Annotated in this window: 12 protein-coding genes; 9 read left to right on the plus strand and 3 right to left on the minus strand. The window is 68.6% G+C overall.

Annotation, left to right across the window (positions count from 1 at the left end; translation table 11 throughout):
• Positions 1-3: 3 nt before the first annotated feature.
• Positions 4-786, plus strand: coding sequence for a TIM barrel protein (locus EV649_RS27670; protein WP_130386537.1), 783 nt, complete (start codon positions 4-6; stop codon positions 784-786).
• Here EV649_RS27670 and EV649_RS27675 read toward each other — a convergent pair.
• A complete protein-coding gene (locus EV649_RS27675; RefSeq protein WP_130386538.1) occupies positions 753-1,313 on the minus strand; it encodes a TetR family transcriptional regulator in 561 nt (186 codons plus the stop codon). The genes EV649_RS27670 and EV649_RS27675 overlap by 34 nt on opposite strands.
• 86 nt (positions 1,314-1,399) lie before the next feature.
• On the opposite strand from EV649_RS27675, the gene EV649_RS27680 reads away from it, so the two are divergent.
• On the plus strand, positions 1,400-2,542 hold the full coding sequence (locus EV649_RS27680; RefSeq protein ID WP_130386539.1) for an NAD(P)/FAD-dependent oxidoreductase: 1,143 nt from the start codon (positions 1,400-1,402) through the stop codon (positions 2,540-2,542).
• Here the strand turns inward: EV649_RS27680 and EV649_RS27685 are convergent.
• A complete protein-coding gene (locus EV649_RS27685) occupies positions 2,539-3,537 on the minus strand; it encodes a LacI family DNA-binding transcriptional regulator (RefSeq protein WP_130386540.1) in 999 nt (332 codons plus the stop codon). The two genes, EV649_RS27680 and EV649_RS27685, sit on opposite strands and share 4 nt — an antisense overlap.
• Positions 3,538-3,656: 119 nt before the next feature.
• Between EV649_RS27685 and EV649_RS27690 the strand changes: the two genes are divergently transcribed.
• The 6 genes from EV649_RS27690 (at position 3,657) to EV649_RS41775 (ending at position 11,053) form a co-directional block, all read left to right on the plus strand.
• On the plus strand, positions 3,657-5,144 hold the full coding sequence (locus tag EV649_RS27690; protein WP_130386541.1) for an alpha-N-arabinofuranosidase: 1,488 nt from the start codon (positions 3,657-3,659) through the stop codon (positions 5,142-5,144).
• A gap of 55 nt (positions 5,145-5,199) precedes the next feature.
• Positions 5,200-7,374, plus strand: a complete 2,175-nt coding sequence (locus tag EV649_RS27695) for a family 43 glycosylhydrolase (protein WP_130387158.1) — start codon at positions 5,200-5,202, stop codon at positions 7,372-7,374.
• Positions 7,374-8,264: a glycoside hydrolase family 43 protein gene (locus tag EV649_RS27700; protein ID WP_130386542.1), complete on the plus strand. Its 891-nt coding sequence runs from the start codon at positions 7,374-7,376 to the stop codon at positions 8,262-8,264. The genes EV649_RS27695 and EV649_RS27700 overlap by 1 nt, the downstream gene beginning before the upstream one ends.
• A gap of 57 nt (positions 8,265-8,321) precedes the next feature.
• Complete coding sequence (locus EV649_RS27705) at positions 8,322-9,230, plus strand: hypothetical protein (RefSeq protein ID WP_130386543.1); 909 nt, start codon at positions 8,322-8,324, stop codon at positions 9,228-9,230.
• A 61-nt stretch (positions 9,231-9,291) separates the two neighbouring features.
• Positions 9,292-10,194 carry a hypothetical protein gene (locus tag EV649_RS27710; protein ID WP_241998743.1) on the plus strand — a complete coding sequence of 301 codons (903 nt, stop codon included), beginning with the start codon at positions 9,292-9,294 and terminating at the stop codon, positions 10,192-10,194.
• Between the two features lies 1 nt (position 10,195).
• Positions 10,196-11,053 (plus strand): hypothetical protein, encoded by an 858-nt coding sequence (locus tag EV649_RS41775; protein ID WP_241998745.1) that lies wholly within the window; start codon positions 10,196-10,198, stop codon positions 11,051-11,053.
• On the opposite strand, the gene EV649_RS27720 is transcribed toward EV649_RS41775, so the two are convergent.
• Positions 11,040-12,404, minus strand: a complete 1,365-nt coding sequence (locus EV649_RS27720; protein WP_130386544.1) for a PLP-dependent aminotransferase family protein — start codon at positions 12,402-12,404, stop codon at positions 11,040-11,042. The genes EV649_RS41775 and EV649_RS27720 overlap by 14 nt on opposite strands.
• A gap of 17 nt (positions 12,405-12,421) precedes the next feature.
• Between EV649_RS27720 and EV649_RS27725 the strand changes: the two genes are divergently transcribed.
• A complete protein-coding gene (locus EV649_RS27725) occupies positions 12,422-13,366 on the plus strand; it encodes an RNA polymerase sigma-70 factor (protein WP_130386545.1) in 945 nt (314 codons plus the stop codon).
• Positions 13,367-13,397 lie beyond the last annotated feature (31 nt).

Below are 13,397 nucleotides of genomic sequence, written 5' to 3' on the forward strand. Positions count from 1 at the left end.
AGCATGCGTTTAGGTTTCGCCACCCTCGGTTGCCCCGGAGCTGCACTCGAAGACGTCCTGGAACTTGCCCAGGGCAACAACTTCACCGGCCTGGAGCTACGGGCCGCGCCGGACGAGTTCACGCACATCGGCCTGTCGGCGGCGCAGCGCCGTGAGCTGCGGACCCGGATCGAGGACGCCGGCCTGGAGATATTCGCGGTCAGCAGCTACGTGAAGCTCTGCGCGGTCGAGGAGCAGCCGCTCGAGGCCCACCTCGAACTCGCCGCGGACCTCGGCGCCCTCGGCGTCCGCGTGTTCCCCGGTGACGATCCCGGTGAGGGTACGCCGGAAGGCCCGAGCGCCGGTGAGATCCGCGCGCTCGACCGCGTGACGACCGCTCCGAAGGACGTCCCGATCCTGCTGGAGACGCACGACTCTCACTCGACGGCCCGGCAGGTCGCCGCGTTCTGTGCGCTGCTCGACACCGACGTCCCCGGCCACAACGTGAAAGCACTCTGGGACACGTCGCACACCTGGTCGCACGGTGAGACTCTGGCCGAGTCGTTCGCCCTGCTGCGGCCGTGGCTCACGTTGGTCCAGTTCAAGCAGGCCGACTCGCAGCAGGACTACCGCCCGGTCGCGATCGACGCCGGCGACTTCCCGATCCAGGAGCTGCTGACGGTGCTCGACGGCACCGATTACCCGCTCTCACTCGAGTGGGAGCTCAAGTGGCACCCGCAGCTCCCGTCGCTGGCGGAGACGCTGCCCGCCGTTCACACCTGGCTTGGAGCCGGCGCGGTCAAGTAGCGGGCCAACGTCGGCCCGAGCCAGGCGACCACCTCGTCGTCAGGCATCGTCGCGATCGGCGGAAAGCCGAGGATGTACCGGCAGAGCGCGAAGCCGAGCACCTGACTCGCGACCAGACCGGCCCGTACGTCAGGTTGGTCGACTGCCTGCACCCGTAGCGTCGGCGCGAGCTGCGCCGCGAAGATTCCGCGCATGCGCTCGACCGCGACCTCGTTGGTGACCGCGGTCCGCAGCAACACCCGCAGTGAGTCGTCCGCCTCCCACCGCTCGAGGAAATGCCGCGCGAGCACCTCCCCCAGCGATTCCAGCGGTACGTCGCCGAAGTCCGGCAACCGGATGTCGAACTCGGCTGCCGCCGCGAACAGCTTCTCCTTGCTGCCGTAGTACCGCATCACCATCGCCGGGTCGATCGCCGCGTCCGCCGCGATCGCCCGGATCGTCGCCCGCTCGTACCCGTCCGCGCCGAACCGCTCGCGGGCCGCCGCGAGGATCGCCGCCCTGGTCCGGTCGGACTTCTTCTCCACCATGTCCCCAGCATATGCCAACACCTGTTGACTTTTCCCATTCCGACCCCTAACTTGAAAGTCAACAGGTGTTGACAAAGGGAGCGACGATGATTCCGAAGCAGGCAGAAATCGTGGTGGTGGGTGCGGGTCCGGTGGGGCTCGCGGTGGCGGTCGGGCTCCGGCTGCACGGACATGACGTAGTGGTCGTCGACCAGCAGGCCGCGGGGGCGAACACCTCACGGGCCTGCGTGATCCACCCGCGGACGCTGGAGGTGCTGGAGCAGCTCGGCGTCACCAAGCGGCTAGTCGACCTCGGCCTGGAGCTCGAGGACTTCGCGATCCGCGCCGGCGACCGCAAGCTGATCCCGGTCGGCTTCGCGGACCTGCCGACCGACTACCCGTTCGTGACGATGATCCCCCAGCCGATTACCGAGCAGGTGCTGCTCGAACGGCTCGAGGAGCTCGGCGGTTCGGTGCTCCGTCCGTACGCCGCGACCGGCCTGACCCAGACCGCCGACGGCGCCGAGGTCACGCTCGACAGCGGCGACGCGATCAAGGCGCAGTACGTCGTGGCAGCCGACGGCATGAACAGCACGATCCGCGAACTCGCCGGCCTCCGGATGCCCGGCAACACCCTGCAGATCTCGTGCAGCCTGGTGGATGTCCGCGTCGACGGCGGCCTGCCGGTCGACGAGGTCGCGCTGTACTTCGCGTCCGCCGGGCTGCTCGTGGTGGCGCCGCTGCCGGACGGAAGCTTCCGTCTGGTGGCCGAGGTGCACGACGCACCGGAGCACCCCGATCTCGCCTACGCGCAGCGGTTGCTGGCCGACCGTGGTCCGCGGAAGGCGCACCCGAAGGTCACCGAGGTGGTCTGGGGTTCGCGGTTCCGGATCCACGAGCGGGTCGCCGACGCGTACCGCACGGGACGAGTGCTGCTGGCCGGCGACGCTGCCCACACGCACAGCCCGGCCGGCGGCCAGGGCATGAACCTCGGCCTGCGTGACGCCGTCACCCTGGCGGACGCCCTGTCGACCGCGCTATCAGGAGACGAGTCGAGCCTCGACGCCTACGCCACGAACAGCCGTGCAGAAGCGGTCCGGGTGATCGGCCTCGCACACCGCCTGACCCGACTCGCGAACGTCCCGCGCGCGATCCGCCCGCTGCGCAACGCCGTCCTCAGCCTGGTCGGCCGGGTCAGCAAGACCCAGAACGGTCTGGCCAAGCAGCTTGCCGGCTTCCCCGAGCGTTAACCGCCGGTCGACTCACGGATCTGCAGGGTGTAGGGGACGGCGAGGTCGCGGTGGGCGGCGTCGCCGTTTCCCGCGATCCGCTGGAGGATCAGGTCGACCGCGTTCTCGGCCAGCCACTCGGTGTCCTGCGAGATCGTAGTCAGCGTCGGCGAGTGGTACCGGCCGTCCTCGATGTCGTCGAAGCCGACCACGGCGACGTCCTCCGGAACTCGCAGTCCGGAGTCGGCCAGCGTTCGCAGCGCGCCCAGGGCCAGGAGGTCGTTGAAGCAGAACACGGCGTCCGGCGGCTCCGGCAGCGCGAGCAGCTCGCGCATCGACGTGGCGCCGTCGATCCGGTGGTACCCGGTCCCGGCCAGCTCGAGCGTTGGGTCGTGCGGTAGACCGGCCGCCTTGAGCGCCTTGCGGTATCCCTTCCGCCGGACCGCTCCGGTACTGGTCCCGCCGACCCCGATCGCCGCGATCCGGCGGCGGCCGATCGAGACCAGATGCATGGTCGCGTCGTACGACGCCTGCACCGAGTCGACTGCGACGCGGTCGAACTGGCCGCCGGCTGGTCGTTCGCCGAGCAGGACCAGCGGCTTCCCGGTGTCCGCCGAGGTGAGCTTGGCCGGGGCGGTGGCGAGCGGGGAAAAGATGATGCCGTCGATCAACTGGCCGCGCATGCCGTCCAGGACGAACCGTTCGGCGGCGGACTCGCCTTCGGTCTGGTCGATCAGGACGGTGATCCCGCGACGCTTCGCGGCCCGGCTGATCGCCGCTCCTAGTTCGGCGAAGTACGGCGAACCCATCTCCGGGATGGCCAGTGCGATGAAGTCCGAGCGGCCCTTGCGCAGCGACCGGGCGCTGACGTTCGGCTTGTAGTCCAGGGCGGCGATCGCGGCCTCGACCTTGGCCCGGGTACGCGCGGTGATGTGCGGGTAGTCGTTGATCACGTTCGAGACGGTCTTCACCGACACACCGGCCCGTGCGGCCACGTCGCTCAGCCTGGTCGCCATCGGAGAACCTCCTGTCGCCGTCCCGTCGCCCGAGTGTGCCATTGCTCAGCCCTTTACACCGATTGTCAATCGTTGTAGACATCCACGTTAAACGTTGTAAACGACTCTGGGGAGGCCCTGTGGCTCGGCTCGTGGTTGACCCGGCGTTCGTGGTCGGGGCGCTGGACCGGCGGGTGTTCGGTTCGTTCGTCGAGCACATGGGACGTTGCGTGTACACCGGGATCTACGAGCCGGGGCATCCCACCGCCGACGCGGACGGGTTCCGGCAGGACGTGCTCGCGCTGGTCCGCGAGCTCGGCGTGACTGCGATCCGCTACCCCGGCGGCAACTTCGTCTCGAACTACGACTGGGAGGACGGCGTCGGGCCGAAGGACGAGCGGCCGCGGCGGCTCGACCTGGCCTGGCGGGCGATCGAGCCCAACCAGTTCGGCACCGACGAGTTCGTCGCCTGGTCGCGCAAGGCCGGCGTACAGCCCATCTGGGCGGTCAATCTCGGCACCCGCGGGATCCGCGAAGCCGTCGACCTGCTGGAGTACTGCAACCTGCCGGCCGGCACCGCGCTGGGCGATCGCCGGATCGCGAACGGCAGCCCGGAGCCGCACGACATCCGGATCTGGTGCCTGGGCAACGAAATGGACGGTCCCTGGCAGATCGGCCACAAGACCGCCGAGGAGTACGCGCGGCTCGCCGAGGAGACCGCGAACGCGATGCGCCGCGTCGATCCCGGCCTCGAGCTGGTCGCCAGCGGATCGAGCAACGCCGGGATGCCGACGTTCGGCGACTGGGAACGCGTCGTGCTGGAGCGCACCTACGACCTGGTCGACCACATCAGCCTGCACGCGTACTACGAGCCGCACGATGGCGACCAGGCGAGTTTCCTGGCGGCCGCCGAGGAGATGGACCGGATGATCTCCGCGGTGATCGCGACCGCCGATCACGTGAAGGCGCTCAAGCGCAGCGACAAGGAGCTGACGCTGTCCTTCGACGAGTGGAACGTCTGGTACCAGCAGCACTTCCCCGGCGAGCTAGGCCTGCCGATCCGCGAGGTCGGCCCACTGATCGAGGACACTTACACGGTCGACGACGCGGTAGTCGTCGGCAGCCTGCTGATCACGCTGCTCCGGCACGCCGACCGGGTGAAGATCGCTTGCCTCGCGCAACTGGTGAACGTGATCGGCCCGATCCGCACCGAGCCCGGTGGGCGCGCATGGCGGCAGACGATCTTCTACCCGTTCGCCTTGACCGCGCAGTATGCCGGTCCGACCGTGCTGCGGACCGCGATCACCGGAGGCCCTGAGCTCGACACCTCCGCCTTCGGCCGCATCCCGGCCCTCTGGAGCACAGCGACGTACGACGGGAACACCGGAGAGACCGCGATCTTCGTGGTGAACCGGAGCGAGACCGACAAGATCGACCTGGAAATCCCGGTGACCGGAAGTGTGATCCGGCACCTGGCGCTCTATGACGAGGACCGCTCCGCCGTGAACACAGCGGACGATCCGGACCGGGTCCAGCCCCGGACCGTCGACGCCACCGAAGTCGTCGACGGTGTCTGCCGTGCCACGCTGCCGCCCGCATCGTGGCACGTGATCCAGCTCAGCAGTTGATTCGAGAGGGGACCCGCCCGTGCCTTCGAAACGACTCCTTGCCGCAGTCCTGACTGTGGCTGCCGTTGCAGCCGGCACATCCGCTGCGACCGCCGCACCAGTGGTGACCACGACCAACGCCATCAGCTCCAGCTTCGCCGACACCTTCGCCGACCCGTCGATCATCCAGGGCCGCGACGGCTACTGGTACGCGTACGCCACCTCCGACCCACTTGTTGCCAACGGCCCGTTCGGCCTGATGCACACGGCCCGGACCAAGGACTTCAGCTCCTGGGAGTACCTCGGCACGGTCTTCAACGACCAGACCAAGCCGGCCTGGGCCGCGCCCGGTTCGTTCTTCTGGGCGCCGGACATCCGATACCTCGACGGTCACTACGTCATGTACTTCACCGTCACCGACACCGCGGCCAACCCCGGTGGCGATCCCGCGATCGGTGTGGCCACCGCCCCGACCCCAGCGGGACCGTGGACCGCCACCGACGGCCCGGTCGTCGCTCCGAAGCCGGACGGCAACGGCGGCTTCTTCGGCACTATCGACCCGGCGATGCTCACCGCCGCGGACGGCAAGCGCTACCTGTACTACGGCGGCTTCTACGGCGGCATCTCCGTCACCGAACTGAGCCCCGACGGCATGCACGCGGTCGGTGAGCCGACGCAGGTCACGATCGGCGACCGCTACGAGGGCTCGTACGTCGTCTACCGCGACGGCTGGTATTACTTCATGGGCTCGTCGATGAACTGCTGCGCCGGTCCGACCACTGGGTACTCCGTCTTCGCCGGCCGCTCGCGCTCTCCACGCGGCCCGTTCGTCGACGCCGACAGCGCCGCGCTCACCGACTCCCGGGTCGGCGGTACGACGGTCATCACGCAGAACGGCAACAAGTGGATCGGCCCCGGCCACCACGCGTTCATCACCGATGCAGCGGGACAGGATCACATCGTCTACCACGCGATCGATCGCGGTACGCCGTGGCTGACCAACCCGTTCGGTATCAACCGGCGGCCGATGCTGATCGACAAGATCGACTGGATCAACGGCTGGCCCCGCACCCGCGCCGGCCTCGGCCCGTCCGAGGGCCCGGTCCCGGCGCCGACCACCGGCTCGTCCCTCGGCATCGACTCCACCGACCCGGCTGCGGGTATCCAAGGCGCCACCAAACAACCGGGCGACTCGCTCGGCGGCCCCACTGCAACCATCAACGGCGTAGCCCAAACGCGCGCCGCGGCACCCGCCGGCTCGCTCCGAGTAGAGGCGGACGTCCGACTCGGCAGCTCATTCACCACGGTCCTGGGTAATCAGGTGGTGGCGACTGTCGCGAACAATCGCGTGACGCTAACGGTTGGCCGCCGTACGACCTCCGCGAACCTGCCGCCCGACTTCGATCGCACCCAGTGGAACAAGCTGGCCGTGCAGGTCTCCGGATCAACCGTGACAGCACGACTGAACGACGCCGGTCTCGGAGATGTCTATGCGGAGGCGCAACTGCAGGTGCCCGGATTGCAGCTGAAGGCGGCGCCGGTGCGGTGGCTCGGGTCGGCAGAGGTGGACAACCTGACCGTCCGCCCGGTAGCACGGCCGGTGACGAAGTTGGCCGACGTACCGCGGACTGGTGACCTGCTGTCCGGCGACGAATTCAACGGTCCGCTCGGTGCGGACTGGTCGTGGGTCCGTCAGGACGACAAGGCGACCGTTGCCGACGGCAAGTTGTCGTGGCCGCTGGAGAACGCCGATATGACCGGCTCGTCCAACAACGCCGGGCTGCTGTTCCACACCACACCGGCCGGGAACAGCTGGATCGCGGAGACCAAGCTCCACCTCGACACCGGCGAGGGCGACGTCCGCAACTACCAGCAGGCCGGCATGATCGCGTATCTGAACGACAGCGACTTCGCCCGGCTCGGCAGCGTGGCGATCTGGAAGACCCGCCAGACGGAGTACGGGCGGGAACTCGTGGCACGGCCGTCGGACGGCGCGACGTCGTACGGCGCGGCCGCGATCGGACGCTCGGCGCCGACGTTGTGGATGCGGCTCGCGTACCACCAGAACGCCGCCGGTGAACACGTCTACCGAGCCGGTACGTCGGTGGACGGGAAGAACTGGACCTGGGGCGCGTCCTGGGTGCTGCCGGAAGCGGCTCGCATTGGTCTCTATGCACACGGCGAGTTCACCGGCGCGAACCCGCCGCCGGTCGCCGCCTTCGACTACCTGAAGTTCTACGAAAGCAGATAATGGGCTTCTCCAATCCGGTGTACGACGGCAGCTTCGCCGATCCGCAGATCATTGCGGTCGGCAACGACTACTACGCCTTCGCGACCAACGGTCCGCTGGGCAACGTGCAGACGCTGACCTCCCGCGACCTGGTGTCGTGGGAGGCGGTGGGTGACGCGCTGCCGTCGGTACCGGATTGGACGTCCCCTGGACGGGTGTGGGCGCCGGAGGTCGCGGTCCACGCGGCCGATCGGTACGTCATGTACTACACGTCGCGGGATACCGCGGCGGACCGGCAGGCCGTCGGCGTCGCGGTGGCGTCCACCCCCACAGGTCCATATGTCGACAAATCGATGAAGCCGCTCATCAGCCAGGCCGACGAGGGCGGGTCGATCGACGCGTCGCCGTTCCAGGACTCGACCGGCCGGCGCTGGCTGTACTGGAAGAACGACGGCAACGCGATCGGCGTCGACACCTGGATCTACGTGTCCGAGCTGTCCGCCGACGGCCTCACGCTGACCGGGCCAGTGCATCGGATGATCAAGCAGGACCTGCCGTGGGAGGGCAACCTGGTCGAGGCGCCGTACATGGTCGAGCGGAACGGGAAGTTCCATCTGTTCTACTCCGGCAACGCCTTCGACAAGGCGACGTACGCCGTCGGCCACGCACTGTGCGAGTCGCCGATCGGTCCGTGCGTGAAGACCGGCGACCCAATCCTGAAGTCGAGCCCAGATGCTGCCGGGCCAGGACACAACATGGTGCTCGGCGACTGGTTCGTCTACCACGCGTGGGACCCCGCACAGGTCGGCACCGATCCGAAGGGCCGCACCATGTGGCTCTCGCACCTGACCTGGGACGGCGACACCCCGATCGTCCAACCGGCCCTGGCAAACAACCCCCTGGATCCGTAACTATCTCGCTCCCTCCCGCATCAAGATCTATGGAAGAACTAGATCCGGGGAGGGACCGTGAAGCGACGCAACGCTGTCTTCAGTCTGGCCGGTGCGGTGGTGTTGACCGCCGCGGCGTTCGTGCCATCCGCGAATGCCGCGGAAACCGCGACGGGCGCCGCAAGCGAGGCCTGCTCGATGAATCCAGGGTCGGTCACACCGACGGGCGCGCAGACCGGCGCCAAAATCACCGCCGGCACGCCACCGACGATGACGACCCCCAGCCCGACCGGCCCGCCCGTTTTCCCGGCCGGTCAGGTCCGTCTGAGCTCCACGTTCGAGGCCGAGCCCAACATCGCCGGCCTCGACCACACCGGGTACGCAGTGGTGGGTGACGCACTGTACTTGCGGTCCTACAACTTCAACTCGGGTATCGATCAGACCAACCGGATCGGCGGCGGCTGGTCGAACTTCACCGCGTTCGAGGTTTCGCACTTCCAGCAGACCAACGGCAAGGCCTGGCACTGGATGGCGTACGGGCTGCGCAGCGACGGGACGCTGTTCCGTTGGAACGTCGGTGCCGGCTGGCGCAGTGCCGGGTCGGCCCCCGGCTTCGCGGCGGTCAAGTCGATGGCGCTGATCAGCAAGACCCCGACGTACGACACGTTCCTCGCGAACACCCGCGGCGGTGCGCTCTACACCATCCGGATCCCGATCACGTCGCCGATGAAGCCGATCGTCACACCGGTCCGCACGAAGACCTGGCAGGGCTTCGAGGCGATGATCGCGAGCAAGTGCGGCAACTACGGCACGCTGCTCCTCGGCATCGACAAGGACACCGGCTCCGGCTACCTGTACGCCGTCGGTCACACCAACGGCACGTCGACAGTGATCAACAGCCTCGGCAAGGTCAACGGCACCTTCCCAGATCCCGTCTACTACCGCTGGGGCGTCGTCTGGTACCTCGACCCCCTCAACGGCGATTAGTGGACAACCTTTGCGGTCTGTCGTGCATCGGGGTTTGTGGAAGCGACGAGACTGGGGAGACATGGTGAAGCGACGGAGCATTGTCGGAGTGGTTGGTGCGGTGGCGTTGGCTGCGACCGCGGTGACTTCAGTAGCGCAGGCGAGTGAGACGAAGGCGGCTGAGGCGTGCAGCCTGAGTGCGGGGTCGGTCACTGCGGCCGGTGCGCATACCGCCACCGGGGTGACCGCCGGCACACCGCCGACCGCGGGCAAGCCCTACACCGTTCCGAACGTGTTCCAGGCGGGGACGGTACGCCTCAGCACGACGTTCCGGAGTGAGCCCAGCGTCGCGGGGCAGGACTCGTACGGCTTGGTGGTGCAGGGCGACAGCCTGTACTGGCGGTTCTACAACTTCAACCTGGGCATGGACGAGCACACCCGGATCGGCAGCGGCTGGTCGAAGTTCACTGCCCTGGAGGTCGCGCAGCTGGCGCACCTCGAGCAGGGGAAGCCGGAGCACAGTATCGCCTACGGGTTGCGCAACGACGGCACGCTGTTCCGCTGGACCACGAGCGGCAATACGTGGCGCAGCACCGGTTCGTACGCCGGGTTCTCCGCCGTGAAGTCGATGGCGCTGATCGCCAAGACCCCGACGTACGACACGTTCCTCATGAACACCCGGGGCGGCGCGCTCTACACCGTGCGGATCCCGATCACGTCGCCGATGAAGCCGATCGTCAAGCCGGTCCGGACCAGCGGCTGGCAGAGCTTCGAGACCCTGGTCGCCAACAAGTGCGGCAACTACGGCACGCTCCTGCTCGGCATCGACAAGGACTCCAAGAGCGGTTACCTGTACGCCGTTGGTCACGCCAACGGCACGTCGACGGTGATCAACAACCTCGGCAAGGTCGACGGGACGTTCGCCGATGCAGTGAACTTCCGCTGGGGCCCGGTCGACTACTACGACCCGCTCAACGGCGACTGACATGAAGAGTTGGAGAGCGCTGCCGGTGCTGGTGCTGGCCGGTGCTGCTGCGGTGTCGCCCGCGTACGCCACTGGCACGACCGCCGAGCGGGCTGCTGCGACGTGCGACGTCGCTCTGAGTTCCTTCGGCCCGGACGGCGACCCGGCAACCGGGCTCGGTCCGGTCCGGCTGGCGTCGACCTCGACCCAAGTGCCGAACGGGTACGGACTCGATCTCTCCGGCTGGGCGGTGTCGGGCGACAAGGCGTCCTACTGGTACTACTCGCTCACCAACGAGGCTGAGATCGATCCGGGCCTGCCGCGCGGCTCCCAGCCCGTCGGTTCCGGGTGGTCGACGTACAAGGCGCTGGAGGTGTCGCAGTTCGCGGCAAAGGGTGCGACCGCGCGCAACACGGCGTACGGACTGGCCGGCGACGGGACCCTGCGGCGGTGGAGCTTCGACCTCAACGTCCCGTGGCGGTTCAAGGCGACCGGGTCGGCGCCGGGATTCGCCGCGGTGAAGTCGATGGCGTTGATCAGCAAGACCGCGACGTACGACACCTTCCTGGCCAACACCCGCGGCGGCGCGCTCTACACGATCCGTATCCCGGCCGGCTCGCCGATGAAGCCGGTCGTGAAGCCGGTCCGGACCCGTACGTGGCAAGGGTTCGAGAAGCTCGTCGCGACCAAGTGCGGCCAGTACGGCACGTTCCTCGTCGGGATCGACTTCGACACCCGGACCGCGTATCAGTATGCCGTCGGCCACACGAACGGCACGTCCACGGTGATCAACGGCCTCGGCCGCCGCAGCGGCACGTTCCCGCCGCGTGCGTACTTCCGGTGGGCCACCAATCCCTACGAGCCGCTCAACGGCGACTGAGGATCTCGGTCAGGATCGTCAGGGCTCGGTGCAGGTCGGACGTCGACGGCGTCGCGTATCCGATCACGAGCCCTGGCGGTCCCGGCACGGTACGGCGGTACTCGGACAACGGTGCGACCACGACGCCGGCCTCACGCGCCGCGGCCGCGATCTTCAGATCGTCGGCGTCGTCGGGAAGCAGCAGCGTGATGTGCAGCCCCGCGTCCTGGCCGACGACCGTCCCGTACGGCGACAGCACCGCACATGTGTGGGTACGACGGTCCGCGTACAGCCGGCGCCCGCGGCGAACGGCCTGGTCGAGGTACCCGTCGCGGAGCATGGCGAGCATCGCGGCCTGCATCGGCCAGCCGGGCCAGTCGCCGGAGTCGGCCCGGAACGTGGCGAGCTGATCCACCATCGCCTCGGACGCGACCAGCCAGCCGAGCCGGAGCGCGGGACTCAACGTCTTCGACAGTGTCCCGAGGTGGACGACCCGCTCCAGGTCCAGCTGGGCGAGGGCGGGCAGCGGCGCGACGTCGTACCGGAACTCGCTGTCGTAGTCGTCCTCGATCAGCAGGCTCCCGGTGCGGCGTGCCCAGCGGACGAGTTCGTTGCGTCGGGCAACGGGCAGCCGGCCGCCGAGCGGGTACTGGTGCGAGGGCGTGACGTAGACGGCGGCGGCCTCGGTGAGTGCGTCGACCTGCAGGCCGTCCTCGTCGACCGGGACGTCGACGATCTCGAGCCGGTGGTCGCGGGCGGCGACGACCGCGTTCAGGTACCCGGGGTCCTCGATCGCGATCCGGTCGCCGGGCTGCCGCGTGACCGTGAGCAGTAGCCGCAGCCCGTGGACGGTTCCGTTGGTGACGAGTACGTTCTCCGGGCCGCAGGCGATTCCACGGACCCGGGCGACGTGGTCCGCCAGGGCGGCGCGCAGCGCGGGGAGCCCGGCCGCGTCGTCGTACCCGCCCGGTGGCGACTGGGTGGACACCTCCCGCCACGCTCGCCGCCAGCCCGGATCAGGCGTGGGCGCGATGTACGGGATGCCGGGACGCAGCGTCAGGAGTTTCGCGTCGGCATCGGGCAGGTGCTGCGTGCGTCGTCGTACGGCGGGTTGCAACGGGACGACGTCCGTGACGAAGGTGCCGGCGCCGGTCCGCCCCTCGATCCAGCCCTCGGCATGCAGTTGGTCGTACGCCGCCTGCATCACGGACCGCGAGACCCCGAGCTCCCGCGCGAGGTCGCGCGTGGACGGCAGCCGATGACCGGCCTGGAGCCGCCCGTCCAGCACCGCCGCACGGAACTGTTCCGCGAGCTGCAGGTGCAACGGCAGTCCGGCGGCCCGGTCGATCGTCAGCGGCAGCGAACTCTGCACCTCATTAGGATCGCAGTATGACCATGACCGCAGAGGACGTGTCTCGGTTTGAGGGCTCGAGGCGTCGGCTCGAGGCCATCGCGTACCGGTTGCTCGGCTCGGCGAGCGAGGCCGAGGACGCCGTACAGGAGACGTTCCTGCGCTGGCAGGCCACCGACACCGCCCGCATCGAGGTCCCCGAGGCGTGGCTGACGAAGGTACTCACCAACCTCTGCCTCAACCAGCTCGCCTCCGCACGCGCGCGGCGGGAGACGTACGTCGGTCAATGGCTGCCCGAGCCGCTGCTCGACGGCGATCCCATGCTCGGCCCGGCGGACACCGTCGAACAGCGCGAGTCGGTGTCGTACGCCGTACTCACGCTGATGGAGCGCCTCTCGCCGAACGAGCGGGCGGTCTACGTACTGCGGGAGGCGTTCGACTACCCGCACCGGGAGATCGCCGAGATCCTCGAGATCAGCGAATCCTCCAGCCAGCAGATCTTCCGCCGGGCCAAGCAGCACCTCGCGGACGGCCGGGCGCGTACCGAGGTCGACGAGGCCGTGGCGCGGCGGATCGTGGACGAGTTCCTCGCCGCCGCCACCAGCGGCCAGACCGACTCGATCGTGCGGCTGCTCACCGCCGACGCCGTCTCGATCGGCGACGGCGGCGGCAAGGTCCCGGCCCGGACCACCGCGGTCGCGGGCGCGCTGGCGGTCGCTCGATTCCTGCGCGGAATGTTCAAACCGACCGAGGCGAAGCGCCTGTACGTCGGCGGTTCGGCGGAGGTCTACGCCTGGCCGGCCAACAGCGAACCCGCGCTCGTGGTGGTCGTGAACGGCGAGGTCATCGGAGTCATGTGCCTCGAGGTCACCGCCGACGGTGTGACCGCCGTACGCACCCAGGCGAACCCGGACAAGCTGGCGCGCGCCACAGAGCTGTTCGCCGCCTCCGATCACGGGGAACCGCTGACGACGATCCTGTGACCTGCTTCACATCGCCTACCTGTCATGAATC

Source organism: Kribbella sp. VKM Ac-2569 (genome assembly GCF_004216905.1).
Classification (GTDB): Bacteria; Actinomycetota; Actinomycetes; order Propionibacteriales; family Kribbellaceae; genus Kribbella.

Excerpts from the sequence above, each read along its gene's own strand:
- EV649_RS27670 (WP_130386537.1), top strand. The coding sequence starts at position 4 with ATGCGTTTAGGTTTCGCCACCCTCGGTTGCCCCGGAGCTGCACTCGAA.
- EV649_RS27675 (WP_130386538.1), bottom strand. The coding sequence starts at position 1,313 with ATGGTGGAGAAGAAGTCCGACCGGACCAGGGCGGCGATCCTCGCGGCG.
- EV649_RS27680 (WP_130386539.1), top strand. The coding sequence starts at position 1,400 with ATGATTCCGAAGCAGGCAGAAATCGTGGTGGTGGGTGCGGGTCCGGTG.
- EV649_RS27685 (WP_130386540.1), bottom strand. The coding sequence starts at position 3,537 with ATGGCGACCAGGCTGAGCGACGTGGCCGCACGGGCCGGTGTGTCGGTG.
- EV649_RS27700 (WP_130386542.1), top strand. The coding sequence starts at position 7,374 with ATGGGCTTCTCCAATCCGGTGTACGACGGCAGCTTCGCCGATCCGCAG.
- EV649_RS27710 (WP_241998743.1), top strand. The coding sequence starts at position 9,292 with ATGGTGAAGCGACGGAGCATTGTCGGAGTGGTTGGTGCGGTGGCGTTG.
- EV649_RS41775 (WP_241998745.1), top strand. The coding sequence starts at position 10,196 with ATGAAGAGTTGGAGAGCGCTGCCGGTGCTGGTGCTGGCCGGTGCTGCT.
- EV649_RS27725 (WP_130386545.1), top strand. The coding sequence starts at position 12,422 with ATGACCATGACCGCAGAGGACGTGTCTCGGTTTGAGGGCTCGAGGCGT.